The sequence below is a fragment of the Bacillus swezeyi genome, assembly GCF_030908325.1.
GTDB classification, from domain to species: Bacteria; Bacillota; Bacilli; order Bacillales; family Bacillaceae; genus Bacillus; species Bacillus swezeyi.
Genome location: NZ_CP133085.1, coordinates 4,467,788 through 4,494,273, shown reverse-complemented (window position 1 = coordinate 4,494,273; position 26,486 = coordinate 4,467,788). Strand labels below are relative to the sequence as shown.

Genomic DNA, 26,486 nt, shown 5'->3' with positions numbered 1-26,486 from the left:
TTAAACCTCCCTTTTACTGAAAGCGATAGCCCCTCTGCATAGTGTCATCACAACTTCATTTTTTTCATTCAAAACGATCAAATCGGCATCTTTTCCACTTTGAATGCTGCCTTTGCGGTCAAAGACGTTAAGCTGTTTGGCGGGGTTTACCGCTGTCATATAGACGATGTCTTCGAGTGAACAATCCGAGAATTCCATCATGTTCAGTGCAGCCTGATCCATCTTCAGAATGCTGCCTGCCAGCGTGCCGTCCTTTAACACGGCTGTTTCGCCGTTGACAAAAACCTCCTGTCCGCCTAAAGTATAAGTGCCATTTTTTAGACATTTGGCTCGCATGGCATCCGTGATTAAAATGATGCCTTCTTTCTGTTTTCGCTGGAATGTCAGTTTAATGACGGCAGGGTGGACATGGATGCCGTCGGCAATCAGCTCTGTCGTAAGTTCATCATGCAAAAGGGCGCTGCCCGCTACGCCCGGCTCACGATGATGCAGGCCACGCATGCCGTTGAACATATGTGTGACATGTGAAACACCTGCTTTCATCCCGGCTTCCATGTCCTTTAATCCCGCGTCGGAATGTCCGGCTGAAGCGACGACGCCGGTTTCTTTCAAATAGGAAATCAGTTCCAAAGCCCCTTCAAGCTCAGGTGCGATGGTGACGAGTTTAATATGATGACCCGCAAGCTCCTGCCATTTCTTAAATAAAGACAGATCCGGCGGAGTGATGGCGTCAAGCGGCTGGGCGCCGCACCGCTTTTCTGAAATAAAAGGGCCTTCTAAATGAACCCCTAACACTTCAGCAGTGCCGGGCTGAATGTCAGCCTCCATATGATGTTTGACGTTTGCCAGTGCATGTTCGATGGTGGCTGCATCCTGGGTCATCGTTGTTGCGAGAAAGCTTGTTGTGCCTTCTCTCGGAAGGGCTTCAGCCATCGTGTTTAAAGCCTCAGCCGTTCCATCCATGACATCTGCGCCGTTTGCACCGTGAATATGAACATCAATCATGCCCGGCAGCACTTTAAAGGTTTCCGGAAATGTCAGCGGCTCAGCCGAGTGTGCAGAATCGGGAAGATCAGCCATTGATCCGTAAGCCTCAATCTTTTCTCCGTCAGTCAGGACAAATCCGTCTTCTATCATTCCATTTTCACTGTAAATATGAAGGTGTTTAAAAACAAAGCGTTGAGATTGGTTAGTTTTCACAGTCAAAAGTCCTTTCTTGAAAACGTTATCATCAGTATAGAACATTATAGATCTAGTTGTCTAGACCATTACACAAAAATATTTTTTGAATATATTAGATCATATACCATTCCATCCGGTGTGGCTGCTTGTTTGTCAGGTTAAGTGACGTTGTTCTTTATGCGCCAGCCCAATAAAAAAACCGACAAGAATGTCGGTTTTCTTATGCAGCTTTGGCATAGATGTATTGATTTCTTCCCGCCCCAAGTCCTGCACCAATTAAAGCGACCAGCGCAGTGATGAAAAGCAGAATCGGTCCGTTCCATGAATGCGTATGATCGTACAGAAACCCGACAAAACTAGGGCCGATTGCCGCCAGCAGATAGCCTGCCGATTGCGACATCCCAGATAGAGCGGCGGCTTGATCGGCGTTTTCGCTTCGCAGCCCGATTAAAGCCAGAGCTAAGCTGATGCTTGAGCCTTGTCCGATTCCGATCAAAATTACCCATAAGGTCAGCATGGCCGTATTGCCTCCGTAAAGAAGACCTGACATGCCGGCTAAGTAAAGAATGCCGAGCCCGAGGACAATGCTTTTTTGACTGCGGAAACGGCCGGCGAGAACCGGTGTTAAAAATGTTGACGGCAGACTGGCAAATTGCATAAGCGACAGCATCCAGCCGGCAAGCGAAATGCTCATCCCATGAGAGCGGAGAATTTCAGGAAGCCAAGCGATCGTACAATAAAACAAAAAAGACTGGATGCCCATAAAGAACGTCACTTGCCAGGCGATTTTCGAGCGCCAGACGGTTTGTCCATCCGTTTGAATTTGGACCGTGCGGTTTGTCGTATCATGATAGCGAAGCTGGGGAATCCAGATCAAAATTCCAAAGAATGCGAGGCCCGCCCAAACCATCAGGGAAGCGCTCCATCCCCACTGTAAACCGTGTGACAGCGGAATGCTGATGCCTGAAGCGATCGCCGCGAATATCGACATGGATGTCGTATAGAAACTCGTCATGATGCCCGCTTTATCCGGAAATTTGTGTTTGATAAGGCTTGGCAGCAGCACATTGCAGATGGCAATCCCGACTCCGATCAAAGCGGTTCCTGCCAATAGTGTAAAAGCATCCCCATAGGAACGCAGCAAAATGCCGATCAACAGAACGACCAATCCAACCCACAGGGTTCTTTCATTGCCCAGCTTTTGTCCGAGCTTAGGGGCGATTGGAGAAAGTAAGGCAAAAGACAAGAGTGGCAAAGTCGTCAAAAATCCTGCCATCCCGTTTGTCATATCCAAATCGCAGCGGATCGAACTGATCAATGGACCGACTGATGTGATAGCGGGTCTTAAATTAAAAGCGATGAATATGATGCCCGCAATAAGCAAAATGTTGTTTATACGGGTGCGCTGATCGTCAATGTTGTGCATGCTGTATTCTCCTTTGCTTTCAGGTGAAAAAGTACATGAAAAAGAAACCCGGAGCATGATCCAAGGTTACTTTTGGTGATCTTGCTTCTGTATTTCGGCAAGTTTCGCCAGCAGAATGTGCTGCGGCATATGCATAATTTGTTCAAGAGGGAGATTTAAGGATTCCGAAAGTTTTTGTGCCGTTTCGGCAGATATTTGTAAAGGTCTCATATTTTCCTCCATTTTCTATTGTACTCGAGCGGTAATGGGACGCAACAGTAAATATCAACATTTATTGTAACATCATATAACAAATGAGTTGGAAGAAAAAGAGAAGGAGGATATAAATAAAATAGGAGGTGACGGTCATGAACACGACCATATCGGCATTGAAAAAGAAATTGTATGAGCAGCAGATCAGATCAAAAGGGCTCTACACGTTCGAAGAGTACAAAGATATGCGCAATGTGCTGCAAATGCTCAGGCTGAAATTTGCCGCTTATGAAGAATGGGAATTATATCAAAACGCGACCGACCTGATGGTGAGCATGCTGTTCAAAAACAACTGGAACGGCAGGAACGATTTGTACTGAGGGACAATAAAAAAACACCTCAAGGAAGGTGTTTAATAAGTTCGTTCCTCTTCTTTCTTGTCCTGCCGATCATAGATGATCAGTTTTGCAGGACGGTTCTCTTTCGCCATTTCCTCTCCTTTTTCCACCGCCTCTGCCCTTGTGTCATAAAGGTCAACAGGCGCGGTATCTTCCATTTTCACAAACCATCCATCCGCATCAACATGTGGTGTTACGGTATATATTTTCATCGGTAAGGAGCCTCCCTATCTATCATATTTATATGTGTCTTACCCGGAAACAAAAAAGGATGAAACATGATAATTGGCCAAAAAACATGCCGAAGCTGGATGCATCGCTTCTCACTATGAAAATATTTCTAAAATAAGGGATTTGGCTAGAGTCTATTTTTTTTCTGCAAAAATGGTAGAATAGACGTTGGGTTATTTTTAATGGGAGGACGGTGCTTAACATGACAGATCTTCTGAATGACAGGCTGCCGCCGCAAAATATAGAAGCCGAACAGGCCGTGTTAGGTGCTGTTTTTTTAGAGCCGTCGGCATTAACTTTAGCGTCAGAAGTCTTAATTCCAGATGATTTTTACAGAATGTCGCACCAAAAAATATTTAACGCCATGCTTGTTCTCGGAGACCGCGGCGAGCCTGTAGACTTAGTGACAGTCACATCAGAGCTTGCGAATACGGATCTTTTGGAAGAAGTCGGTGGAATTTCTTATTTGACGGATATTGCAAATTCTGTGCCAACAGCGGCTAATATAGAGTATTACGCAAAAATCGTGGAAGAAAAATCGATTCTCCGCCGCTTGATCCGTACGGCAACGACGATTGCACAAGATGGATATACAAGGGAAGATGAAGTCGAGGATCTCTTAAGCGAAGCAGAAAAAACGATTATGGAAGTGGCCCAGCGCAAAAATTCAGGGGCCTTCCAGAATATTAAAGATGTTCTTGTTCAAACGTATGATAATATTGAACAGCTTCACAACCGCAAAGGGGATATTACCGGAATCCCGACCGGTTTTACAGAGCTTGACAGAATGACGGCCGGCTTTCAGAGAAACGATCTGATCATCGTTGCTGCACGGCCTTCTGTCGGTAAAACCGCTTTTGCTTTGAATATCGCGCAAAATGTAGCGACAAAAACGGATGAAAGCGTCGCGATCTTCAGTCTTGAGATGGGAGCGGAACAGCTTGTCATGCGGATGCTTTGCGCAGAGGGCAACATCGATGCCCAAAATCTCCGTACCGGTAATTTGACGGAAGAAGACTGGGGCAAGCTGACAATGGCGATGGGAAGCTTGTCAAACAGCGGTATCTTCATCGATGATACACCTGGCATCAGAGTCAGCGAAATCCGTTCGAAATGCAGACGGCTGAAGCAGGAGAACGGTCTTGGGATGATTTTAATCGACTATTTGCAGCTCATCCAAGGAAGCGGCCGTTCAAAGGACAATCGCCAGCAGGAAGTATCGGAAATCTCCCGTGCGCTTAAATCGCTGGCGAGAGAACTTGAAGTGCCGGTTATCGCGCTTTCCCAGCTTTCCCGCGGCGTCGAGCAGCGCCAGGATAAGCGTCCGATGATGTCGGACATCCGGGAATCAGGAAGTATCGAGCAGGATGCCGATATCGTTGCTTTCCTATATCGTGATGACTATTATGACAAAGAATCAGAGAACAAAAACATTATCGAAATTATCATTGCAAAACAGCGGAACGGCCCTGTCGGCACCGTGTCACTCGCATTTGTAAAAGAATATAATAAGTTCGTGAACCTGGAGCGCCGCTTTGATGATGCGGGTGTTCCGCCTGGTGCATAAAACCCTGAGCCATGTTCTCAGGGTTTTTTCTTTTGTCTTGTATCGCGGTTTTTACCGATTTCAAAAAGTCCTGTCGCCGTTAAACCTGCCAGTCCGCCAGCCCAAAGCCGTAAAACCAAATCAAGGTCGGTAAACGGATATGCAGCGGCGCCGATTAATAAACCAATCAGCAGTGATACAAGCGGGATCAAATTTTTAGGCACCCTGAACGTTTTTTTCACCAGTTCGACAAGCGCTAAAATGATAGGCGATAAAACGGATGCAAAAATCAATACGGTCTCCATCGGCATCTCCCTCCTTACTTTATTAAGTATTGATGGAGATGTCTTTTTATGTGTCTTTGTCCAAGAAATTTAAAAATAACTAGTTTTTGAGTTTTTAACTAAAAAATTAACCCGCAAAAAGAAAATATATAAAATTAAATTTATAATAACGAACAAATGTGTTTTGTTTTAAAAACAATGTTCGGATTTAAGATTGACTTTATATCATGACACTGATAAACTGAATTTGTTTGATATTGATATCGTTTGAAAAGGTTAACGGAGGTGCACGGATATGTCTTCAGTAGTTGTTGTCGGTACGCAGTGGGGTGACGAAGGAAAAGGTAAGATTACCGATTTCCTATCAGAAAACGCAGAGGTAATCGCACGGTACCAAGGCGGAAATAACGCAGGACATACGATTAAATTTAACGGGGTAACGTACAAGCTACACTTAATTCCATCCGGTATTTTTTATAAGGATAAAAAATGTGTGATCGGCAACGGAATGGTCGTTGATCCGAAAGCATTGGTAACAGAACTTGCATATCTTCATGAACGGAATGTCAGTACAGATAACCTGAAAATCTCGAACAGAGCCCATGTCATTCTCCCGTATCATTTGAAGCTTGACGCGGTGGAAGAAGAACGGAAAGGGGCAAATAAAATCGGCACGACGAAAAAAGGAATCGGCCCGGCTTATATGGATAAAGCTGCACGCGTCGGAATCCGCATCGCCGATCTGTTGGACCGGGAAGTCTTTGAAGAAAAGCTTGCCCGCAATCTGGAAGAAAAAAACCGTCTGCTTGAAAAAATGTATGAGGCGGAAGGATTTAAAATAGAAGACATTTTAGATGAGTACTATGAATACGGTCAGCAAATTAAACAATACGTCTGCGACACGTCAGTCGTCTTAAACGACGCGCTTGATGACGGACGCCGCGTCTTGTTCGAAGGGGCGCAAGGGGTTATGCTCGATATCGACCAGGGAACATATCCGTTTGTCACTTCTTCAAACCCTGTCGCCGGCGGCGTAACGATCGGCTCAGGAGTAGGGCCTACAAAAATCCAGCATGTCGTTGGTGTATCTAAAGCTTATACAACACGTGTCGGAGACGGTCCTTTCCCGACCGAGCTTGAGAATGAGATCGGAGACCAAATCCGCGAGGTCGGCCGCGAATACGGCACAACGACTGGACGACCCCGCCGTGTCGGCTGGTTCGACAGCGTGGTTGTCCGCCATGCCCGCCGCGTCAGCGGAATTACGGACCTTTCTTTAAACTCAATCGATGTATTGACCGGTATTGAAACGCTGAAAATCTGTGTCGCGTACAAGTATCGCGGAGAAATTCTGGAAGAGTTCCCGGCAAGCCTGAAAGCTCTGGCCGAATGTGAACCAGTCTATGAAGAAATGCCAGGCTGGACTGAGGATATCACAAGCGCTAAAAACCTGAGCGAACTGCCTGAAAATGCCCGCCATTACCTTGAGCGAGTTTCTCAGCTGACAGGCATTCCGCTTTCCATTTTCTCTGTCGGCCCTGACAGATCTCAGACCAATGTAATCAGAAGCGTGTACCGTCCGAACTAATGCTGAAGCCTCTGCAACCCGCAGAGGCTTTATTTTTCGGGTAAAAAGGAGGAGAACAAATGAAGCGCGTTGATGTCGTTTATTCATTCGCAGAAGAGAACGGGCAAGTCCTGATGGTCAAAAATAGAACAAATCAGTCTTGGACGCTGCCGGGCGGCAAGGTTGAAGCGGGAGAGTCCCTGCCGGAAGCGGCAGCAAGAGAAATGAAGGAAGAAACGGCCTGCGGCATTGAGCTCCTCGGGATTTTAGCTTTAAATGAAGCGGTGATCGATGACGAGCACGTGTATTTTATTGTGTTTAAAGCACAGCTCACAGACCGTCCCGAGACTATCACATTCGATGAGAACATTATGGAAGCGAAGTGGATGCCTCTAGATGAGGCGAATCGGCTGTTGTTGGTATTTCATCCGCACGGAATCATGCACTGGGTAAACAGCGAAGGAGCAGAGTATTATCATGAGGGAGAAAAATAAACAGAAAAAATATAAAAAATATATTGCCACCTATGTTTGTTCTATGATAATATAAATCTCGTTGTTGCGAAAATGAATTTGGACAGCATGAAGAGCCATTAGCTCAGTTGGTAGAGCATCTGACTTTTAATCAGAGGGTCGAAGGTTCGAGTCCTTCATGGCTCACCATTTTCCGAGGCCCGTTGGTCAAGCGGTTAAGACACCGCCCTTTCACGGCGGTAACACGGGTTCGAATCCCGTACGGGTCATTGATTTACTTTAGCGTTATTGCTAAATCCCCGCTTGCTTCGGGAAGACCACGATTCCTTTCCGAAGCAGGTACTGTAAAAAAACATACGGTCCGGTAGTTCAGTTGGTTAGAATGCCTGCCTGTCACGCAGGAGGTCGCGGGTTCGAGTCCCGTCCGGACCGCCATTTAAAATTTGATACTCGGCTCGGTAGCTCAGTTGGTAGAGCAACGGACTGAAAATCCGTGTGTCGGCGGTTCGATTCCGTCCCGAGCCACTTTAATAAAGCGCGTCTGTCTATTATGCAGATGCGTTTTATTTATAGGGTGAAATTGAAACATACTGAAGTGTATGAAGAGAGGAAAAAAAGGGAGGCCGGAGGACCGGCCGAAGAAGAAGACGTTACTATATAGACGTTTTAAACTGAAAAATGTTTCATTTTTCAGTAAAAAAGGTCACATTAATGTAATGGTTGTGACAGAAATAAAAAAACCCCGATCGGATGATATGTCCAAACCTTTTCCTTTGAACTATTTTTTTAACTTTTGCCTCATTAACGTTATAATGTATAAGAAATCTATTTTAATGAATGTGATTTTAAAAACGATTTGATATAAAACATAACAGCATTTTATGAGTGCTGTATCTCATTCTGAACCAGGAGGAATTCAAAATGGAAAAAAAGATACTCGTTGTAGATGATGAAAAGCCGATTGCTGATATTTTAGAGTTTAACCTGAAAAAAGAGGGCTATGAGGTTCATTGCGCTTATGACGGAAATGAGGCGCTGCAAATGGTCGAGGAGCTGAACCCAGATTTAATCCTCCTTGACATCATGCTTCCCAATAAAGACGGTGTGGAAGTATGCCGTGAAGTCCGTAAAAAATACGACATGCCTATCATTATGCTGACCGCCAAAGATTCAGAAATCGATAAAGTCATCGGCCTTGAACTCGGTGCCGACGACTATGTGACAAAGCCGTTCAGCACCCGTGAACTTTTGGCCAGGGTGAAAGCCAACCTGAGAAGACTGAACACAGCAACACCAGCTGAAGAAGAAACGTCTTCAAACGAAATTCAAATCGGGTCGCTCGTTATTTTTCCGGATGCCTATGTCGTTTCCAAACGCGATGAAACAATCGAACTGACACATCGGGAGTTTGAGCTTCTGCACTACCTTGCAAAACATATCGGACAAGTCATGACCCGCGAGCATTTACTGCAGACCGTGTGGGGGTATGACTACTTTGGAGATGTCCGCACCGTTGACGTTACGGTTAGACGCCTTCGTGAAAAAATTGAAGATAATCCGAGCCACCCAAGCTGGATTGTCACGAGACGCGGCGTCGGTTACTACTTGAGAAATCCAGAACAGGACTAAAGCCCAAATGAATAAAGTCGGTTTTTTTCGCTCCATCCACTTTAAGTTTACTTTAATATATGTCCTGCTGATCATCGTCGCCATGCAGATTATCGGGGTCTACTTTGTCAAGCAGATGGAGGAATCCCTCCTGACATCTTACAAAGATGCACTTGACCAGCGGGTGAACAACCTCTCGTACTATCTTGAGCAGGAGATGACGAAGGACAGAAGCAATGATTCCTCTACAACGTTGAAAGACGATGCAGAGCGGATACTAAATGATTTCAGCAAGGAAGGCGAAATCCTTGAAGTCAGCTTGATTGATAAAAGCTATGAAGTCATCGCAACCTCCAATCCGTACAATCGGGAGGTAGCCGGTAAAAAGACAACAGAGGGCATCATAAAAAGAACATTGCTTGTCGGTATTCCATATGAAAATAAATTTTTTGATCCGGAGCGGGACAGCAGAGTGCGGATTTCCGTCACACCGATTAAAAAAACGAATCAAGAAACGATCGGGGCCATTTATGTCGTCGCTTCGATGGATAATGTCTATGCGCAAATCACGACGATCAATACGATTTTAGCGTCTGGAACTTTAATTGCGCTTGGGATCACCGCGTTCCTGGGGATTTTTGTCGCGCGGACGATCACCCATCCGCTTTCAGATATGCGCAAACAGGCCATTGAGCTGGCAAAAGGGAATTTCTCGAGAAAAGTCAGGAAATATGGAAACGATGAGATCGGTCAGCTGGCCACGACTTTTAATTATTTAACGAGAGAGCTGAAGGAAGCCCAATCGATGACAGAAGGAGAACGAAGAAAACTATCCTCTGTTATTGCATATATGACAGACGGGGTTATCGCGACCAATCGCAACGGTGCCATTATTTTATTAAATTCACCGGCTTTAGAGCTTTTAAATGTTTCACGTGAAACGGCTCTGGAAATGCCGATCACCTCATTGCTCGGTATTGAGAACGAATTTACGTTTGAAGATTTAGTCGAGCAGCAGGAATCTCTTCTTCTTGAAATTGAGCAGGAAGAACGGACTTCTGTGCTGCGCGTCAATTTCTCGGTGATTCAAAAAGAACACGGAAAGATTGACGGGTTAATCGCGGTTATTTACGATGTCACCGAACAGGAGCAGATTGACCAAGAGCGCAGAGAGTTTGTGGCAAATGTCTCACACGAGCTCAGAACACCGCTCACGACGATGCGGAGCTATTTAGAAGCGCTTGCGGAAGGCGCTTGGGAGGATCCAAACATTGCACCTCGTTTCTTAAATGTCACGCAGAATGAAACAGAGCGGATGATCAGGCTCGTCAACGACCTGCTGCAGCTTTCAAAGTTTGACAGCAAGGATTATCAATTCAACAAGGAATGGATCCCTTTTATGCGCTTCTTCTCACTTATTATTGAGCGCTTTGAAATGACGAAGGAGCAGCACGTTGATTTTATCAGCCACCTGCCGGACAGAGATTTATATGTTGAAATGGATCCGGACAAAATTACACAAGTGCTGGATAATATCATTTCAAATGCATTGAAATATTCGCCTGAAGGAGGCCATATCACGTTCTCCGTTGGTGTCAATGAAGAAGAGGAGCTGCTTTATATCAGCGTGAAGGATGAAGGCGTCGGCATTCCGAGAAAGGATATGGACAAGATTTTCGAACGTTTCTACCGTGTGGATAAAGCCAGAACAAGAAAGCTTGGCGGCACCGGACTCGGTCTGGCGATCGCAAAAGAAATGGTGCAGGCCCATGGCGGCGACATTTGGGCGGACAGCATCGAAGGAAAAGGAACAACCATAACATTTACCCTGCCATATAAGGAAGAACAAGAGGATGATTGGGATGAAGCGTGAGACAATTAAAACAGTAGTACTGTCCCTTTTGATTTTGATCAGTCTTCTTTTTACCTTCAATATTTGGGGGGGGCAGGGAGATTACGAAAAAGTTGAAGATTCACAGGCACAAGTCAGTGATAAACAGCCGATTACAAACCAGACAAAGTTGTTAAATGAAGCCGTTAAGCCGCAGCAGATGTTCATTCACGACAATGGGAATCATTATTTGCTGAATGATATGACACTCTATTCCCAGCTTTGGGATGACATGAGCCGCTGGGAAGTAAAGTCGTTGAGAGACGTCTCGGACGAATTTGACAAGCAGCAGTTTAAAAATTGGCTGTACGCGAAAAACAAATTCGCCTCTAAATTGGATCTCGTCTTTAGCGACAATATTCCAATCGATGTGCTGCAGCCGCTGTTTAAATGGTCTGCAAATTCTTATGAATATAACTCGTTTGACCGAATTGTTCTTCCTTTCAATGGAGGAAGCGGTACGAAAAAGATTTATTTTGTCTCCTTTAGTAAAGAAACGGTTGTTGAAGCGGTAATTGAATCGGCAAATTACCGAAACATTCTTTCAGACATCGATAAAGAAAAAGCGCAGATGCCTCTTTATAAAGATTATCAAATCAACTCAAGAAGAGATGTTCTGCTTCCGGTAAAACGGCTGAAGATGTCTGAAAAAGAATTTTTCACAGAAACAATCAGCCCGACGAGTTTTAAAAAGGCATTATTTGATGATCCTCAAACCGTACGGCAGGAAACGAACTTAAACAGGCCGGTATATTCGGATGGAACAAGCCTTTTGGAGGTTTACTCAAACAACAGAGAGGTTAAGTTCCAGCATCGCAATTTGGAGCCGAGTTCCTCCTATCAAAATGGAGAGCTGATCAATAAAAGCTTTAAGTATTTAAATGATACAGGAAGCTGGACGGATGATTATCAGTTTTTCGGCTTGAATGAAAATCAACAGGTCAACTTTAACTTATTCATGGATCAGCTGCCGGTCGTAAACAGCCAAAGGCAGCCTTTTGGAACAACATCTATTGAGCTTCGCTGGGCAAACAATGACATCTTGGATTATAAACACCCGACATATGTCTTGGGGGCGAATGCAAATCCAGTCAGCAAAAAAGATAAAGAAATCATGAGTGGAGCCGAATTGATTAAGTACTTGAAAGAGAATGAAGAGTACAACTTTGACAAGATTGAACAAATTTTCCCCGCTTATGAAATGGTTTCAGTATCAGAGGAACAAGACCCGCTTGTTAAACTGGTGCCGACATGGTGCATTAAAATAAACGGCACAATGCAGCCGGTTTCGGAGAAGGATGCAGCGGTGAAGGAGGGCGTTGAAAGTGGAGTGGAATAGGACAAAAACGATCTTTATCATCGTCTTCCTCATCCTGGATATCTTTTTGGCGTTTCAATACTTTGATAAGCGAAGAATCAACCAGTTCCCGATTTTAGAAAAATCGACGCTGCAGGAAGATATGAAAGCTGACCATATTTCTTATGGTAATTTGTCTAAGGAGTCTTCAAAAGGCTCCTCAATCTCTGCGCAAAAGAGGATCTTTAAAGAGAGCGAAATTAAATCGTTAAAAGGACAAAAGCCGAAACCGTTAATGAACATGTCAAAAGGTGACCCTGTGACAGAAATAAAAATGGAATTTGACAATCCCATTGCACTTCCGAAAACGGATATCAAGACTAAGGCAAGGGAAATCGTCAACCAGGAGATCATTGACGGCAGCAAGTATAAGTTCTGGAAGATCGATAAGGCTCAAAATCAGATCATCTTCTTCCAAACTTATAACGGAAATTACATTTTTCAGGATCGGCAGAATAATGCCAACAATGAAATGGGCGAAGTCGTTCTTTATTTCAATGATAAAAACGAAGTCGTTTCCTATAAGCAGTCGATGCTGCAAGAAATAAAAGAAGTCAAAACAGAAAATCTGATTTCTGCAGTCGGTGCGGTTGAAGCTTTATACTACCCGGATTATCTGAAGAAGTACAGCAAAATTAAATCCGCTGAGCTTGGATATTTCACGCAGTATCCTTTGGCAAGCGCACAGATTTTCGTGCCGGTCTGGAGAATCGAAATCCAGCGCAAAACGGACGACAAAACGATACATGAAGAATTTATCGTGGATGCACGGGACGGCGCTGTTCTTCAAACACAGGAGAAAAAGGAAAAATCATAATGGAGTGAGAAACCATGAGCCTGCAATTTAGCGTACTTGCGAGCGGGAGTACCGGAAATGCATTTTATTTGGAAACCGATGACCACGCTTTTCTAGTTGACGCAGGACTTAGCGGGAAGGCAATCGAAGGGCTGATGGCGCAGATTGACCGCCATTTGGACAAGCTCGACGGAATTTTTGTCACTCATGAGCACAGTGATCATATTAAAGGTCTCGGCGTGCTGGCAAGAAAATATGAGCTGCCCGTCTATGCCAATGAGAAAACGTGGAAGGCGATGGAAGGGCATATCGGTAAAATAGACAGCGGCCAAAAATTCGTATTTCCAATGGAATCGGTAAAATCGTTCGGTTCCCTTGATGTTGAATCTTTTGGCGTCTCCCATGATGCCGCAGAGCCGATGTTCTACGTGTTTCATTACAATGGACGAAAGCTTGCGCTGATTACGGATACCGGCTATGTCAGCGACAGAATGAAAGGCATTATTCGATCAGCCAATGCCTTTGTCTTTGAGAGCAATCACGATGTGGGTATGCTGCAAATGGGCCGTTATCCATGGAACATTAAGCGTCGAATTTTAAGCGACATCGGCCACGTGTCAAATGAAGACGCAGCACTGGCTATGACAGATGTAATCGGAGATGAGACGTCTCGCATTTACTTAGCCCATTTAAGCCAGGATAACAATATGAAGGAACTGGCTAGAATGTCAGTTCAGCAAACCCTTGCAGCTAAGGGTTTGCTAGCTGGAGAAACGTTTGATTTATTCGATACAGATCCCAAAAAGCCAACACCTCTCGCAGCGGTGTGAATTTTCCTGAATCAGTGATTAATCTGGCGGCATATGATCCACACTATATACATATATCGTTCCTTGAAAGGATTTGAATATAGTGGAGTTTAATCATGATGAGGAAAAATTCGTTCGGGAAAAGCCGCAAAGAAATTGGAGAAGCTTTTTATTTTCAAGTTTGATCGGTGCTGTGATCGGCGCCCTGCTAACAGTTTTTGCACTGCCTTACCTGTCAGAACAGGGGATGCTGCCATACAGCCTCCAAGTGATTGAGTCGCGGGGAGGACAGAGGGCGGCTGAACAAGGCGGTGCTGTTCGTAATGTTTCCGTCAATGTGAATAATGAGGTGACTCAAGTCGTCTCCAAAGTATCGGATTCCGTTGTCGGCGTCATCAATATCCAAAAAACAGGGGTTTGGGATGAGGACAGTGAAGCGGGAACCGGCTCAGGTGTCATTTACAAAAAGAACGGCGCAACATCCCATATTGTGACAAACCACCATGTGATTGAAGGAGCATCTCAAATTGAAGTCAGCTTGAATGACGGGACAAGAATTCCTGCAAAGCTGATCGGCAGCGACAAGCTGATGGATCTTGCCGTTCTGCAAGTCAACAGCAATAAAATAAAAGCGGCTGCTGATTTTGGGAACTCCGATAAAGTCAAAACAGGTGAACCGGTTATTGCGATTGGAAATCCGCTCGGACTGCAGTTCTCGGGGTCCGTCACACAAGGCATCATATCGGGAACCGAACGGGCTGTACCCGTCGATTCGAATGGAGACGGGCAGCCGGACTGGAATGCAGAGGTTTTGCAGACAGATGCCGCTATCAACCCGGGAAACAGCGGAGGCGGGCTGTTTAATATTGATGGAAAAGTAATCGGCATCAATTCGATGAAGATTGCAGAATCGGCCGTTGAAGGAATCGGACTGAGCATACCAGCAAACCTTGCGATTCCGGTTATTGATGATTTAGAAAAATACGGCGAAGTCAGACGTCCGTACCTCGGAATCGAGATGAAGTCACTTGGTGACATCGCCAGCTATCATTGGCAGGAAACGCTTAAACTGCCGAGCAATGTGACTTCAGGTGTTGTTGTGATGGGAGTGCAGCCAGTGTCGCCTGCAGGAAAAGCGGGGCTGAAAGAGCTTGATGTGATCGTTGAATTTGACGGCGACCGAGTATACGATATCGTTGATCTGCGCAAAAAGCTTTATACCAAGCATGTCGGCGATACAGTCAAAATAAAATATCTGCGCAGCGGCAAAGAGAAAACGACAGAAGTGAAACTGTCGCTATCCAAATTGGGCAGTTGATCAAAAGCAGTCTGGCGTATGCAGCCAGGCTGTTTTTGTATGTGTTCATTATGATCTGGTCAAAGAATTTCGTCAAAGCACTAAAAACGGTTTTTTAACAGCAAAATAAGAGGGCGGAAGACTCAACTATCGTTTTTTGCTTAAGCAATTTATCATTTCAAGTCTTTAAAAAGCAATGATTAAGAAAAAATGGACAAGCGGCCGTATTGCGTTTCACTTCTTCGTACTGTATGATGATCTTAATATTTCGACATGGGAACGAGTCCCAATGCCGATACATTTAATGAGAGCGTTATGGAAGGCTTTATGTAATCAGGATGGAAAGGGAGATGGGATGAGTCAGCATGCACTAGTGTTACAGTCGGATTTTGGCATTGACGACGGGGCGGTCAATGCCATGTACGGAGTGGCTTATTCGGTTGACAGTTCGATCCGGATTTTCGATTTAACGCATAATATCCCTGTCTTTCACATTTGGGAAGCTTCATATCGGCTGCTGCAATCCGTTTCTTATTGGCCTGAAGGAACGGTATTTGTGTCCGTCGTCGACCCTGGTGTCGGCTCAGAGCGGAAAAGCATTGCAGTCAGAACCTCAACAAATCAATATATCATCACACCGGACAACGGTACACTCACCCATATCAGCCGGCAAAACGGCATCGCCGAAGCCCGCCAGCTCGACGAAGTGCAAAACAGGCTTCCGAGATCAGGTGAATCACACACGTTTCATGGCCGTGATATATACGCATTTACCGGAGCCAGGCTTGCAGCCGGCGGCATTTGCTTCGAGCAGATCGGCCCGGAAATTTCTCTGGATTCCCTGATTACACTCCCTGTCATGGACGCTTACATAGAAAATGAGTGGATAACAGGAACGATTGATATTTTAGATATACGCTTCGGGAATCTTTGGACGAATATCAGCCGGACACTTTTCAAAACATTAAAGATTCATTACGGTGATGCCTTAGAAGCCGTCATTATGAATGATGATATCGAAATTTACCGCCAAATCATTCCATTTGTACGTTCATTTGCCGATATATCAGCGGGCAATCCGCTTGTGTATGTCAACTCATTAGACAATTTAGGCATTGCAGTCAACCAAGGATCTTTTGCAGAGGCGCACCATATTGGAACTGGGATCAAGTGGCGGATTTCACTTCGCAAAATGAAGTTAGAATATTGATAAAGCCGTTATGTAACAACCTGGAAGGAATCCAGGTTGTTTTTTGTTTCGTTCTAATTTCATAAAAAATCACAAAAGCAATTTTTTCAGCTGATCAAGAAGAGAGGGAGAACTTCAAAAAATGGGTCAAATGTCATCTTAGTACATAAGACTTATTGTCTAACATCCGAGAAAAGAATATATTGGTGGGGTGTGCCGCTATTATGAAAATATTCATTCAATTCATTTGTTTGGAAAAAGAATATCCGGAGGAATGATATGAACGACAAATTGCAAATGGCCGTGAAAACGCTGTCTAATGAGAAAAACAAAAGTATAATGTCCGTTTTTGTGTTGTGTCTCGTCACCCTGGGGATTTATATCCCATACTGGTTTCTGTCCAGAAAAAAAAGCTTCGATTTGCTGCCTTATCATGATATTCCCTACACCACGTTAAAAGCAATTATATTTTATCATTTATTTTCTATCCCAATGAGAATATCAGCTGCAATCACATTTTCAGAGATACACTACAGCCTCTACATACTGATGGACAGAATCATTTTGATCTTGTCCGTAGGCGTTCTGATTTACTGTGCGCTTGTCGTGACGGCTTCTTTAAATAAGCTCTCAGGAAAAGAACCTGCGAAAGGCTCTGTCTTGGCGTTCCTTTTAAATGTCGTATACATTCAGCACAGAATCAATAAACTCTCTGAACCAAAACACGAATTTTTAACAAGAGCTTCGTAATGAACAAACAAGGAAGTGAAGTACAAATTGATGTTGAAGACGAAATTAAAAATAGACTTGAATAAACAAAGAAAAAAGCCGGCGATTCTTCTGACTCCGATGTCACAAGAAGATTTTAGAACCTATCAAACATACTCAATCGAACATTACGCCATTGAAAAAGTAAAAGCGGGCACATGGACGGTGGCGGATGCTCTGGAGAAGTCGGAAGAACAGTTTAAATCGCTATTGCCGGACGGAACTGCGACCATCAATCATTACCTTTGGTCGATCGTGAATGACAACAAGGACGTTATCGGCTGGCTTTGGATCTACGCTGATCCGCATCACCCCCAAAAGGAAGCGTTCATTTATGATTTTGGACTTTATGAAGCATACCGCGGACAGGGAAACGGCCAGCAGGCTTTAAAAGCGTTGGAAGAAGAGGCGCAGCAGCTGGGAATCAAAAAACTGTCCCTTCATGTATTTGCCCATAATAAAACGGCAAAGCGCCTATATGAAAAGATGGATTTTGAGATCACTGATTTGCAAATGAGCAAGCGGCTCTAAAGAAAGGATCAAAGCTTTTAAAGCTTTGATCCTTTTTCATGCCGGGAAACGGCAAGTCCTTTATTCCTATTTAAAGCTGCTGAAACATAACGAAAAAAAGACAAAATGATCATAATGAATCACTTTATGTTACAAAAAGCAAAATGTAATATTACAAAGTGAAAAATATGACGATCAATGACCTATTGATTGTCAGTTTCCGAAAAATAAACATGAAATAAGAATCGATCTAAAAGGCCTGTTTTATTTATCACTATCAAAAAAAAGAATAAATATACCTAAAATTATTCCATTTTATAACTTGGACAGGTTTTGATTTATCAATTGCTTTATAGTACCTTTTGTTAAGGAAAGTGGAAAAGTATAGATGTAAAGAATAATCTGGAAAGCCAATGTATTTAAAGAAAGAAGTGTTTAACAATGAATGAAGAACGATTAGGAGACTTTCCGAGACTGAAGGTCATATCAGCCATTTTATTAACGATCTCAACTTTTGGAATGTATATCCCATATTGGTTTCTTTCAAGAAGACAAGCGCTTGAAAAATGCCGGATCAAACTTCCGTATGTTGCAATTAAAGTAACGGTGCTCTTATTTGCTTTTACAATACTTGAGTCATTCTGGGTATCATTTTTATCTTTAGGAGAAGATCCTTTGCCGTATCATCATATCCTGCTTCTCCCTCTGCATCCGGAGCGCAGTTTTTTGCCGCAGTTCTCATTTCTTCTATTCTGCTCCGTCAACATATTCAGCAGCTTTAGAATTCGAAAGGCTTTTCAGAGGAAGCGCTTAAAGATAAACGGATTATGGACCTTCTTGTTCAACATATCTTATTTACAGCACATCATGAACAAGCATATTTCTGCAGCCGGACTTGATGAGACAAGAAAAGCCGTATAAAGTGTGAAGCATTGACTTTAGCGGTCATTGCTTTTTATTTTGAGGATAAAATAAGTTATCCAGAGAAATCATTTTCACCTGTGGATAAATAAGCTAAAGAAGGATAAAACCTATTAACATGTGCATAAATAGGGTATATTGGATAAGGAGCTTTTTGATAAAAGAGCCCAATGATACAGATATTGGAGGGACTTTTATGAAGTCTTGCGAGGAACATATTGAAACCGTCATCGACATGTATGTAGATGAGGAAGAATTGGCCCCGGAAATCAGAAAAATCGAACATACACACAGTTTATCCACAACCTGTGAATTGTGTGATAAGCCTGCGGTATATATAGTGGGGAACGAATGATCGGACACAAAATACACAATCTTTATCCACAGTTGTGGATAATGCATATGAATAACTTGTTCTTAAAGTGGGGATGACCTGTGAATATATCAATCGTAGCAATCGGAAAACTAAAAGAAAAATATTTAAAACAAGGAATTGACGAATATATAAAACGGCTTTCGGCATACGCAAAAGTCGACATCATCGAACTGCCGGACGAAAAAGCACCGGAAAACTTAAGCGATCAGGACATGAAAATCGTCAAAGACAAAGAAGGAGAACGAATTCTCTCCAAAATCAGCCCCGACGCCCACGTCATCGCCCTGGCGATCGAAGGAAAATTGAAAAGCTCGGAAGAATTAGCCGATAATATGGATAGACTCGCCACATATGGAAAGAGCAAGGTAACCTTCGTCATCGGCGGCTCCCTCGGCTTGAGCGACGCCGTCCTGAAGCGCGCGGATGAGAAGCTGTCGTTTTCACGGATGACGTTCCCGCATCAGCTGATGAGGCTGATTTTGCTTGAGCAGGTTTACCGGGCGTTTCGGATTAATCGGGGGGAGCCTTATCATAAGTGAATGAGATTATCTAATAAATATTAACAAAGAGGTTAATCGGTAATATGTTTAAATAATTGCCGATTTATTTATGATAGGTATAAAAGATGATTAAATGATTCTTGGAGTATTTATCAATAGTTTCTCGCAAACCTTTCTCTAATATAGTAAATAAACTAGAGAATAGTCATTATATCGAGTGAACAATATTATAGAAAGTTATTATAATTACATTTATGTACTAGTTGAGCAGTAGCACGTTCAACACTGAAAATTAGAAGTCCCTCTCCCTATTTAGAAGAGGGACTTCTTTATCCATTGAAAAGATATCTAGAACTTTATTGATTTAAGCCTACGTTATGCCGAAAATTGTTTAGTTTAGGGTTTACTACTCTAATATCATTGTTCATCTGTTTATCAAAAGAGATATTCACTCTAAGATATATTCTGCAATTTATCCATTATATCTGGATCATATTTTATGGAGCTAAATAGATATTAGGTGTCGGTGGAGTATCCATTTCACTTCCTAGGTAATAGTCTGTTAAATGCGACTGAGTATAACCTTTTATCGCCATGGAATTTCGATACATTGGATTTTGAGCAAGTGTGTATAAACGGTGATCAGTCGGTGTAGAAGTAGTAAAGATTACAAGTTTTGAGTAATCTCGACTTGTCTGGATCACTTCTTCACGCCAATCCCCGAAAATATCACCATAGAATGGCATAACACTTCTATCATTTTTTGTGGCATTTTCATATTTCCAAGTGGTGACTAAACGGCCTACTTTATTCTTTTTATAGTACCATTTACCTATATTGCCAGAATCCCATTTCTCACTTAAAAGATCTCCATCCCACCATAGACGGAAATTAGGATAAGGTTGATGCTCTTTTGTGGTAATTTGGGTATTCGTAGGGGCATTGTATATCCCATCAAATGCCCAAATTTCATAACCAGGATATCTAGGATCTATATCACCAATATTACCGCGTCCCACATCCACTTTACCTGCAGTGGATAGGTCTTTATGATGCCAAATAATGGAACCGTTGGATGCATCATAATAATAATCTAGTAATCCACTTTTATTACGCTGTTGAACGCCGTATCCCTGAAAACCATCGCTGTTCGGATCAAACTTTCCGATAAAGAAACGGTCACCATGACGCACACCATCTAAAGAGTATTTCATTGTACCGTCACCATTTAATACAAAACCAATTGTACTAATTTCATCTTTTCCGTCTCCGTCAAAATCACCGATTCTATTTTGATGGCCATCTGCATACTCTTGTGATTCTCGCAGCCATTTCCAATCCATCTCTAGTTTCGAACCGTGATAGCTATATGCAGAAAAGACTAGATTAAATGCTTTTCTATCTTTCGTACGATTCTTCGCATATGCTACAATACTTGGTGTTTTCCCATTAAGATAACCAATTCCCAGTTGAGTGGCTAAAGGGCCATCAGAGATGAAATCATCAGGTAGTGGTTGGGCACTTTTAAGTTTACCTGTCATGCCATCAAGCACTGCGATCCATTGTTTGGTGTCGCTGCTGTCGCTCCATTTTTCACCATCACCAAAAGTTACACCATTAGCAATCTTTAAGATTACTTCTGATTTTCCATCGCCATCTAAATCATAAACCGTGGCATTATCCCACATACCTACATCTATTGTTGCTGAGTTGTAAGCGCTTTTACTATCGCTGTTTGGCCCCATGCTTGCGGACCATAGTAATGTGCCGTCTTGTTTGTAAGCTTCTACGACTTGAGGTTTTTCTTTATAACGAGTGAGGAAATAATCATATTCTCCATCTCCATCAAAATCTCCTACCCAAACATTTCTGATAGGTCCGCCTTTTTTTAGAGGGACTGTCACATAGGGACCATCAGCTTTTCCAGCTTCTAGAGTAAAGGAGGAGCCTGCTGTTTTATTGTCTTTGACTTCTTTACCATTGATGACTGGCTGCACACGGTAAACATTGCTTACGGATAAGTCAGCTGTCTTATCCTCATAATTAGTACCTTTTGTTATGACTGACTTGTTAATTTTGACTTCTTTGCCTCCTGCTGAAGAACGATAGACATTAAATCCAATATCTTTCGAATCTAATGCAAGTAAGCGCCAGCTAATAAAAACAGTTGAGCCATTACGGACAGCAACAACACCACGTCCTAGATTCTCCATTTGTCTTGGCCCAGCCTTTTCTTTTACGTTCGCAGTATTTGCTTTTGCTATAAGGGTCGGAGAAGAAAATGATAGGATAAGAGTAAACGCTATCAATAACCCTATAGACTTTTGAAACGACTTCCGCATGTAAAACACTACATCATCCTCCTATGATTGAATACATCATATAATTAGACCATTATCTTTCTGCTGATCCTGTCGTTATATGAGATATGCAATCTTTTATTTTATATTTCTTCTATTTTATCGACTTGATTTTACATTATTTAATAGTTCTTTTGGTTTAATTTCTCTTTTTAGTAAATAAGCAGAAATAATTAGATGTCAAATGTAAGTATTTTTTTTTATTTTTAGAAAGATGAAAACAATAAGGTATGTCCTTGAAACTATACAAGCATCAAGTATAGATATTAAAGCAGCTACATATTCCTCCAAATTTACTCCTTTGTAGTTCATAATTAAATCGTTAGTATATAATCCTAATTATAGTGAATTTAAAGTGAATATAAATTTGAATATGTATAGATTTTATGAATTCATAACAATTTAAGTGTAGTATCTGAAATAGTTGTATGTAGTATCTGGTGGATTGAAGTTATAGCTAAGGATAAAATTCCTGATGAATAAAGATTTACTTTACAAAGAGTATAGAATTAATTACAATAGTTCAAAATAAAAAGCGCCTTTTAGACTAGTAACGGAGAACCATATCATCAGTAAGTTAATACCGAATGCTGAACACTTACTCCCCGCGCCATCCTCTGGCGATCGAAGGAAAACTGAAAAGTTCAGAAGAATTAGCCGATAATATGGATAGAATGGATACATATGGAGAGAGTAAAATAACCTTTGTCATGGCGGCTCGCTCGGCCTGATTGATGCCGTCTTGAAGCGTACGGATGAGAAGCTGCCGTTTTCACGAATGACGTTTAATGACGTTTCCCCATCAGCTCATGCGGCTAGGTTTATTGGGCGTTTCGGATTAATCGGGGGGAGCCTATCATAAGTAAATGAGGTTTTTATAGATGTCACTATTATAGATAAAAGAGGTCGTCTGAAAAGAGAAAACTCCTCCCTTTCATACCACCTCCGCAAAATGGACTTTGTGAAGATCAACAATACCAAAGGGTTTGATTTAATGGGTCCATTTTGTCATCAAATATAAAAATAAATTTTTGGAGACTTATTGGGACAGCCTCGTTTTTATGGATTTTTACTTTTTCAATAACAAATAAATAAAATAAGGTGCCCCGATTATTGAGACCATGATTCCAGCCGGTATAGTGGTTTCAATGATATTACGTCCGATTGTGTCGGCGAATAATAATAACCAACCGCCAAGTAGAATAGCAACAGGGATAAATAGTTGATTTCTGGGTCCTACTAAAGTTTTTGCGATATGTGGGGCCATTAATCCGATAAAGGAAATACCTCCTGTGACAGAAACGGCAGCAGCCGCTAATGCGACAGCTGTTAAAAGTAAAACGATCCGCTCCCTTTCAATGGAAACCCCAACTCCAATGGTTACAGGCTCGCTTAATCCTAATAGATTTAGTCGATTTGCTTTGTACAAAGTAAATGGAATCAAGATGACTAACCAAGGCAGGAGAGCCCCAATAAATGGCCAATCTGTACCCCAAATATTTCCTGACAGCCATTTGGCGATGAAATCAACTTTTGTCCGTTCAGCAGAAGAAATAATGACAATCATAGCTCCGGAAAGTGCAGTTGAGAATCCGACTCCGATGAGGACTAAGCCTATAGGCTGCATACCACTATTTTTGTTATAGGCTAACAGATAAATGAAGGAGCCCGTTATAATTGCTCCTATAAAGCCAACAATTGGAATCATATAAACAAATGATCCGGCTTCAGCTGGGAAAAATAAAAAGAAAACGGCAATGGCAACCCCAGCACCGGAATTAATCCCAATAATGCCTGGATCAGCTAAATCATTTTTTGTGATTCCTTGCAAAATAGCACCTGACATAGCAAGTGCCATCCCAGCTAATAAAGTAATCAATATTCGAGGCAATCGAATAGAATATAATATAAATTCCTCTTTAAAGGTTCCTTGACCTAATAGAGTCTGGATGAGTCTGTCAAAAGATAAACTAGCAGACCCTATTCCCATCCCAATTATAGCTGTAGCTATGATGAGTATTAGAGAAATCGATAAAATAATTCGCTGTTTTTTGATTAATGCTGAATGTATCATGAGAGTGTTTTTCCTCCCTTTCGGACAATGATCAGGAAGAACGGTAAACCAAGCATAGCGACAATGGCTATAACAGGTGTTTCATATGGTGCATTTAAGGTACGGCCAAGTGTATCAGCAAATAGCATAAAAGTAGCTCCGCAAGTTGCAGACATTGGTAAAATAAAACGATAATCGGTTCCAACAATTGCCCGAACAATATGAGGAATCATAAGACCGATAAAGGTCATATTGCCAACCAGAGCAACAGATGCTCCCGCGAGAATGATAATGACAATAAATAGAAGGATTTTAATTCTAATGATATTTTGGCCTAAGCCAACTGCAACTTCTTCATTTAAGCTGAGAATGGTAAGTTGTCTCGAAAGGAAGAAGGAAACAACAATTCCAATTATAATAAAAGGTACGATGATTTGCAGTTGATTCCAAGTCGTTCCGACCATCCCTCCTGCTGTCCACATCGAGATATCTTTAGAAATTTTAAAATAAAGGCCAAGCCCTTCAGCAATGGCGTATAAAAAGGCGGAAACAGCAGAACCCGCTAATACAATACGGAAAGGAGAGAATCCGCCTTTTTTCATCGAACCAATTCCAAAAACCAACAAGGCACCGATTGCGGCTCCAATAAAACAGGCAACCATCGTCAAAAAGTAATTGGCTGATGGAATGAAAGCGATCGTAACAGCCAATGCTGCATAAGCCCCGGCAGATAATCCTAGTAAACCTGGATCAGCAAGTGGGTTTCTTGTTATACCTTGCATGATTGCACCAGAGACAGCAAGAGCTGCGCCAACAAAAATGGCAGCTATTTCACGAGGTAACCGAATATCACGGATAATCGAAATATGATCACCGGATGCAGAAGACGAAAGAGCCAACCATACATCTTCAACTGAGACGGCTGCAGCTCCAAATACCATTGCCATAAAAAACATACCAATAAAAACTAGAATTCCTAAGATCAGTTTGAAGGCAAATGGGGTAAAAGATTGAGTTTTTCTTATCATAAAGCTCGTAATTTTCCTTTCTTAGAATGGGAAAGGGGCTGCCCTTTCCGGTCAACCCCTTTCAATAGACTTCTACTTTTCTAGTCTTAGTTTCCTAGAAACGCTTTTTTAAAGAATGCTAGTTGCTTTTCAAGTGTGATTGGGTCAGTGAATGATGCGCCTTCACCTTGCATTTCAATGACATGTCCGTTTTGGACAGCAGGAATGTTCTTGTATGTGTCTGTTTCTTGGAAAGATGTATTCGCATCAGAGTACTTACTTAAAATGACATAATCTCCCGCATATTTTGGAAGCACTTCAGCTGATAACGTATAATACCCTGCTTTTAACGCGTCTTCCTTTACTTTTTCAGGCATATTTAGTTTCATCGTTTGATATAAGATTTCTGTACCGCGCGCCCAGTTATTACCGTAAACATAAAGGTCTTTCCCATATGCTTCAATAACAGATACAGTTGAATCCTCGCCAATTTTTGTACGAATATCTTCTCCAATTTCTTCTGCCCGATGTTTAAAGTCATTAACCCATGCTTGGGCTTCTTTTTCTTTGTTTAGTAGCTTGCCAATTTCCACGTGTTGAGTTAAATAATCTACTTTACCCCATGTATAAGTAACAGTAGGTGCGATTTCATTTAATTTGTCTAAATTTTTTACCGTTGATAACGCGATGATTAAATCTGGCTCTAATTCAATAATTTTTTCTAGGTCATCTTCTGAAACTTCTTGAACATCTTTTAACTTTTCTTTAAAGGTTGGATTGTTTTTAGACCAAGTGTCTACACCGACAACGTTGACTCCTAAATCTAACACATTTCCAGTGTAGCCTGAAAGCATAACAACTCTTTGTGGGTCGGCTGGAACTTCAATTGGCCCTGTTTCCGCTTGGTATGTAATCGTTTCAGATTCTTTTTTCGTTGAGCCGCTATCCTTTGTTGTTGACTCTTCATTGCCGCATGCACTAATAATAAGAGTCAGCAGTAGCAAAAACGGGATTAATAGTTTCTTCATGCTCATTTTCACCTCTTAATAAATAAATTGTAAGTAACACGCATCGGTTTATTTGTTCTCGGGTCACGGCCAATAACGGCATCAATTTGAAAGACTTCCCGCAGTACTCATCTCTTCACAAGCCCGGCCTTCACGACTTTGCCGTCTTTTAATGCAATGATATAATCTGAAAAACGAGCAGCTCGATGTAAATCATGAAGTACCATCATCAAGAAAAATAATGCCCGTCTTCCGTACAAGAGCCATAGCATTTTTCGCCAAGGCTTTTGTGTCTTCTTTTGAAATGTCTTTTCCATCTAAAAGGACTGAGCCTGATTGATGTGGAATAATACGCTTCAGTAGATGTTGATTTTCCACAACCATTGGGTCCGAGATGGTTGTCACCTTTTATTTGGAATCGTTACACTGAGATTTTTTACAATTAAACGTTCCCCATAGCCAGTACATTAATTCTTCAGTAAATAGCCAAATCACCTTTATGGCCCGCAGAATGAAAAACAAATAAATAATCGATAATGATTATCAATATCAACAATAAATATATATTTCATTTTTCAATATGTCAATACAGAAATTCGATGTGTCCTTATCATAGTACCCTCATGAAAATGAAAACTTTTAGAAAGATAAAAATAATTATTATGAAAATAGGTTTAATAACTTATCATTGATAAGCAATTACGAATGATGTTTGGGAGTGAACGGTGATGAATCAAC

25 protein-coding genes, 4 tRNA genes and 2 pseudogenes are annotated in these 26,486 nt (G+C 42.1%); 21 read left to right on the top strand and 10 right to left on the bottom strand.

Annotated features, from left to right (window positions below):
* The 3 genes from nagA to RBH91_RS22375 all read right to left on the bottom strand — a co-directional run bounded on the left by nagA (position 1) and on the right by RBH91_RS22375 (position 2,818).
* A complete protein-coding gene (nagA, locus tag RBH91_RS22385; RefSeq protein WP_307893011.1) occupies positions 1 to 1,245 on the bottom strand; it encodes an N-acetylglucosamine-6-phosphate deacetylase in 1,245 nt (414 codons plus the stop codon).
* Between the two features lie 157 nt (positions 1,246 to 1,402).
* The gene (locus RBH91_RS22380) at positions 1,403 to 2,608 is read right to left on the bottom strand and encodes a CynX/NimT family MFS transporter (protein WP_307893010.1); all 1,206 of its coding nucleotides are present in this window, start codon (positions 2,606 to 2,608) and stop codon (positions 1,403 to 1,405) included.
* A 66-nt stretch (positions 2,609 to 2,674) separates the two neighbouring features.
* The gene (locus RBH91_RS22375) at positions 2,675 to 2,818 is read right to left on the bottom strand and encodes a YycC family protein (protein ID WP_148959003.1); all 144 of its coding nucleotides are present in this window, start codon (positions 2,816 to 2,818) and stop codon (positions 2,675 to 2,677) included.
* Between the two features lie 137 nt (positions 2,819 to 2,955).
* Here RBH91_RS22375 and RBH91_RS22370 point away from each other — a divergent pair, with 137 nt between their 5' ends.
* A complete protein-coding gene (locus RBH91_RS22370; RefSeq protein WP_307893009.1) occupies positions 2,956 to 3,180 on the top strand; it encodes a hypothetical protein in 225 nt (74 codons plus the stop codon).
* Between the two features lie 32 nt (positions 3,181 to 3,212).
* Here RBH91_RS22370 and RBH91_RS22365 read toward each other — a convergent pair whose 3' ends face one another.
* Positions 3,213 to 3,410 (bottom strand): DUF2188 domain-containing protein, encoded by a 198-nt coding sequence (locus RBH91_RS22365; RefSeq protein ID WP_076760129.1) that lies wholly within the window; start codon positions 3,408 to 3,410, stop codon positions 3,213 to 3,215.
* A gap of 221 nt (positions 3,411 to 3,631) precedes the next feature.
* Between RBH91_RS22365 and dnaB the strand changes: the two genes are divergently transcribed.
* Positions 3,632 to 4,996, top strand: a complete 1,365-nt coding sequence (gene dnaB, locus RBH91_RS22360; protein ID WP_076760127.1) for a replicative DNA helicase — start codon at positions 3,632 to 3,634, stop codon at positions 4,994 to 4,996.
* A 17-nt stretch (positions 4,997 to 5,013) separates the two neighbouring features.
* Here the strand turns inward: dnaB and RBH91_RS22355 are convergent, their stop codons facing one another.
* The gene (locus RBH91_RS22355) at positions 5,014 to 5,280 is read right to left on the bottom strand and encodes a holin (protein WP_076760125.1); all 267 of its coding nucleotides are present in this window, start codon (positions 5,278 to 5,280) and stop codon (positions 5,014 to 5,016) included.
* Positions 5,281 to 5,554: 274 nt separating this feature from the next.
* Between RBH91_RS22355 and purA the strand changes: the two genes are divergently transcribed.
* The 18 genes from purA (at position 5,555) to rlmH (ending at position 19,360) form a co-directional block, all read left to right on the top strand.
* Positions 5,555 to 6,847 (top strand): adenylosuccinate synthase, encoded by a 1,293-nt coding sequence (purA, locus tag RBH91_RS22350; protein WP_076760123.1) that lies wholly within the window; start codon positions 5,555 to 5,557, stop codon positions 6,845 to 6,847.
* 59 nt (positions 6,848 to 6,906) lie between these two features.
* The gene (locus RBH91_RS22345) at positions 6,907 to 7,320 is read left to right on the top strand and encodes an NUDIX hydrolase (protein ID WP_307893008.1); all 414 of its coding nucleotides are present in this window, start codon (positions 6,907 to 6,909) and stop codon (positions 7,318 to 7,320) included.
* 92 nt (positions 7,321 to 7,412) lie between these two features.
* A tRNA-Lys gene (locus RBH91_RS22340) sits at positions 7,413 to 7,488 on the top strand.
* Between the two features lie 8 nt (positions 7,489 to 7,496).
* Positions 7,497 to 7,568 (top strand) — tRNA-Glu (locus RBH91_RS22335).
* An 89-nt stretch (positions 7,569 to 7,657) separates the two neighbouring features.
* Positions 7,658 to 7,734, top strand: a tRNA-Asp gene (locus tag RBH91_RS22330).
* Positions 7,735 to 7,751: 17 nt separating this feature from the next.
* Positions 7,752 to 7,824, top strand: a tRNA-Phe gene (locus RBH91_RS22325).
* A gap of 396 nt (positions 7,825 to 8,220) precedes the next feature.
* Positions 8,221 to 8,928 (top strand): cell wall metabolism DNA-binding response regulator WalR, encoded by a 708-nt coding sequence (gene walR, locus RBH91_RS22320; RefSeq protein ID WP_076760115.1) that lies wholly within the window; start codon positions 8,221 to 8,223, stop codon positions 8,926 to 8,928.
* Positions 8,929 to 8,935: 7 nt separating this feature from the next.
* Entirely contained in the window at positions 8,936 to 10,780 is a 1,845-nt protein-coding gene (gene walK, locus RBH91_RS22315; RefSeq protein WP_307893007.1) for a cell wall metabolism sensor histidine kinase WalK, read from the top strand.
* Positions 10,770 to 12,137, top strand: a complete 1,368-nt coding sequence (locus RBH91_RS22310; RefSeq protein ID WP_307893006.1) for a YycH family regulatory protein — start codon at positions 10,770 to 10,772, stop codon at positions 12,135 to 12,137. The genes walK and RBH91_RS22310 overlap by 11 nt, the downstream gene beginning before the upstream one ends.
* Positions 12,124 to 12,972 (top strand): two-component system regulatory protein YycI, encoded by an 849-nt coding sequence (locus RBH91_RS22305; protein WP_307893005.1) that lies wholly within the window; start codon positions 12,124 to 12,126, stop codon positions 12,970 to 12,972. The genes RBH91_RS22310 and RBH91_RS22305 overlap by 14 nt, the downstream gene beginning before the upstream one ends.
* 14 nt (positions 12,973 to 12,986) lie before the next feature.
* Positions 12,987 to 13,781, top strand: coding sequence for an MBL fold metallo-hydrolase (locus RBH91_RS22300; RefSeq protein ID WP_307893004.1), 795 nt, complete (start codon positions 12,987 to 12,989; stop codon positions 13,779 to 13,781).
* An 82-nt stretch (positions 13,782 to 13,863) separates the two neighbouring features.
* Entirely contained in the window at positions 13,864 to 15,078 is a 1,215-nt protein-coding gene (locus tag RBH91_RS22295) for a S1C family serine protease (protein WP_307893003.1), read from the top strand.
* A gap of 334 nt (positions 15,079 to 15,412) precedes the next feature.
* Positions 15,413 to 16,267 carry an SAM hydrolase/SAM-dependent halogenase family protein gene (locus RBH91_RS22290; RefSeq protein WP_307893002.1) on the top strand — a complete coding sequence of 285 codons (855 nt, stop codon included), beginning with the start codon at positions 15,413 to 15,415 and terminating at the stop codon, positions 16,265 to 16,267.
* 258 nt (positions 16,268 to 16,525) lie between these two features.
* Entirely contained in the window at positions 16,526 to 16,996 is a 471-nt protein-coding gene (locus RBH91_RS22285) for a hypothetical protein (protein ID WP_307893001.1), read from the top strand.
* Positions 16,997 to 17,026: 30 nt separating this feature from the next.
* A complete protein-coding gene (locus RBH91_RS22280) occupies positions 17,027 to 17,545 on the top strand; it encodes a GNAT family N-acetyltransferase (RefSeq protein ID WP_148959014.1) in 519 nt (172 codons plus the stop codon).
* A 420-nt stretch (positions 17,546 to 17,965) separates the two neighbouring features.
* On the top strand, positions 17,966 to 18,445 hold the full coding sequence (locus tag RBH91_RS22275; protein WP_307893000.1) for a hypothetical protein: 480 nt from the start codon (positions 17,966 to 17,968) through the stop codon (positions 18,443 to 18,445).
* A 196-nt stretch (positions 18,446 to 18,641) separates the two neighbouring features.
* Complete coding sequence (locus tag RBH91_RS22270; protein WP_003177948.1) at positions 18,642 to 18,800, top strand: CxxH/CxxC protein; 159 nt, start codon at positions 18,642 to 18,644, stop codon at positions 18,798 to 18,800.
* A gap of 80 nt (positions 18,801 to 18,880) precedes the next feature.
* Entirely contained in the window at positions 18,881 to 19,360 is a 480-nt protein-coding gene (rlmH, locus tag RBH91_RS22265; RefSeq protein WP_307892999.1) for a 23S rRNA (pseudouridine(1915)-N(3))-methyltransferase RlmH, read from the top strand.
* Between the two features lie 458 nt (positions 19,361 to 19,818).
* On the opposite strand, the gene RBH91_RS22260 is transcribed toward rlmH, so the two are convergent.
* Positions 19,819 to 21,663 (bottom strand): rhamnogalacturonan lyase family protein, encoded by a 1,845-nt coding sequence (locus RBH91_RS22260; RefSeq protein ID WP_307894832.1) that lies wholly within the window; start codon positions 21,661 to 21,663, stop codon positions 19,819 to 19,821.
* 632 nt (positions 21,664 to 22,295) lie between these two features.
* On the opposite strand from RBH91_RS22260, the pseudogene RBH91_RS22255 reads away from it, so the two are divergent.
* A pseudogene (locus RBH91_RS22255) lies at positions 22,296 to 22,551 on the top strand (23S rRNA (pseudouridine(1915)-N(3))-methyltransferase RlmH); the annotation flags it as partial.
* Between the two features lie 199 nt (positions 22,552 to 22,750).
* Here the strand turns inward: RBH91_RS22255 and RBH91_RS22250 are convergent.
* The 4 genes and pseudogenes from RBH91_RS22250 to RBH91_RS22235 form a co-directional block, all read right to left on the bottom strand.
* Complete coding sequence (locus RBH91_RS22250) at positions 22,751 to 23,755, bottom strand: FecCD family ABC transporter permease (protein ID WP_307892998.1); 1,005 nt, start codon at positions 23,753 to 23,755, stop codon at positions 22,751 to 22,753.
* Positions 23,752 to 24,762 (bottom strand): FecCD family ABC transporter permease, encoded by a 1,011-nt coding sequence (locus RBH91_RS22245; RefSeq protein WP_307892997.1) that lies wholly within the window; start codon positions 24,760 to 24,762, stop codon positions 23,752 to 23,754. Before RBH91_RS22245 ends, RBH91_RS22250 begins: the two co-directional genes overlap by 4 nt.
* A gap of 86 nt (positions 24,763 to 24,848) precedes the next feature.
* Positions 24,849 to 25,769 (bottom strand): iron-hydroxamate ABC transporter substrate-binding protein, encoded by a 921-nt coding sequence (locus RBH91_RS22240; RefSeq protein ID WP_076760075.1) that lies wholly within the window; start codon positions 25,767 to 25,769, stop codon positions 24,849 to 24,851.
* Positions 25,720 to 26,216, bottom strand: a pseudogene (locus tag RBH91_RS22235) (ATP-binding cassette domain-containing protein). The gene RBH91_RS22240 and the pseudogene RBH91_RS22235 overlap by 50 nt, the downstream one beginning before the upstream one ends.
* Positions 26,217 to 26,486: the final 270 nt, after the last annotated feature.

Bases quoted from the DNA above. Each gene is read 5' to 3' on its own strand.
- nagA (WP_307893011.1), bottom strand. From the start codon at position 1,245: ATGTTCTATACTGATGATAACGTTTTCAAGAAAGGACTTTTGACTGTG.
- RBH91_RS22380 (WP_307893010.1), bottom strand. From the start codon at position 2,608: ATGCACAACATTGACGATCAGCGCACCCGTATAAACAACATTTTGCTT.
- RBH91_RS22375 (WP_148959003.1), bottom strand. From the start codon at position 2,818: ATGAGACCTTTACAAATATCTGCCGAAACGGCACAAAAACTTTCGGAA.
- RBH91_RS22370 (WP_307893009.1), top strand. From the start codon at position 2,956: ATGAACACGACCATATCGGCATTGAAAAAGAAATTGTATGAGCAGCAG.
- RBH91_RS22365 (WP_076760129.1), bottom strand. From the start codon at position 3,410: ATGAAAATATATACCGTAACACCACATGTTGATGCGGATGGATGGTTT.
- dnaB (WP_076760127.1), top strand. From the start codon at position 3,632: ATGACAGATCTTCTGAATGACAGGCTGCCGCCGCAAAATATAGAAGCC.
- RBH91_RS22355 (WP_076760125.1), bottom strand. From the start codon at position 5,280: ATGGAGACCGTATTGATTTTTGCATCCGTTTTATCGCCTATCATTTTA.
- purA (WP_076760123.1), top strand. From the start codon at position 5,555: ATGTCTTCAGTAGTTGTTGTCGGTACGCAGTGGGGTGACGAAGGAAAA.
- RBH91_RS22345 (WP_307893008.1), top strand. From the start codon at position 6,907: ATGAAGCGCGTTGATGTCGTTTATTCATTCGCAGAAGAGAACGGGCAA.
- walR (WP_076760115.1), top strand. From the start codon at position 8,221: ATGGAAAAAAAGATACTCGTTGTAGATGATGAAAAGCCGATTGCTGAT.
- walK (WP_307893007.1), top strand. From the start codon at position 8,936: ATGAATAAAGTCGGTTTTTTTCGCTCCATCCACTTTAAGTTTACTTTA.
- RBH91_RS22310 (WP_307893006.1), top strand. From the start codon at position 10,770: ATGAAGCGTGAGACAATTAAAACAGTAGTACTGTCCCTTTTGATTTTG.
- RBH91_RS22300 (WP_307893004.1), top strand. From the start codon at position 12,987: ATGAGCCTGCAATTTAGCGTACTTGCGAGCGGGAGTACCGGAAATGCA.
- RBH91_RS22290 (WP_307893002.1), top strand. From the start codon at position 15,413: ATGAGTCAGCATGCACTAGTGTTACAGTCGGATTTTGGCATTGACGAC.
- RBH91_RS22285 (WP_307893001.1), top strand. From the start codon at position 16,526: ATGAACGACAAATTGCAAATGGCCGTGAAAACGCTGTCTAATGAGAAA.
- RBH91_RS22280 (WP_148959014.1), top strand. From the start codon at position 17,027: ATGTTGAAGACGAAATTAAAAATAGACTTGAATAAACAAAGAAAAAAG.
- RBH91_RS22275 (WP_307893000.1), top strand. From the start codon at position 17,966: ATGAATGAAGAACGATTAGGAGACTTTCCGAGACTGAAGGTCATATCA.
- RBH91_RS22270 (WP_003177948.1), top strand. From the start codon at position 18,642: ATGAAGTCTTGCGAGGAACATATTGAAACCGTCATCGACATGTATGTA.
- RBH91_RS22260 (WP_307894832.1), bottom strand. From the start codon at position 21,663: ATGCGGAAGTCGTTTCAAAAGTCTATAGGGTTATTGATAGCGTTTACT.
- RBH91_RS22250 (WP_307892998.1), bottom strand. From the start codon at position 23,755: ATGATACATTCAGCATTAATCAAAAAACAGCGAATTATTTTATCGATT.
- RBH91_RS22245 (WP_307892997.1), bottom strand. From the start codon at position 24,762: ATGATAAGAAAAACTCAATCTTTTACCCCATTTGCCTTCAAACTGATC.
- RBH91_RS22240 (WP_076760075.1), bottom strand. From the start codon at position 25,769: ATGAAGAAACTATTAATCCCGTTTTTGCTACTGCTGACTCTTATTATT.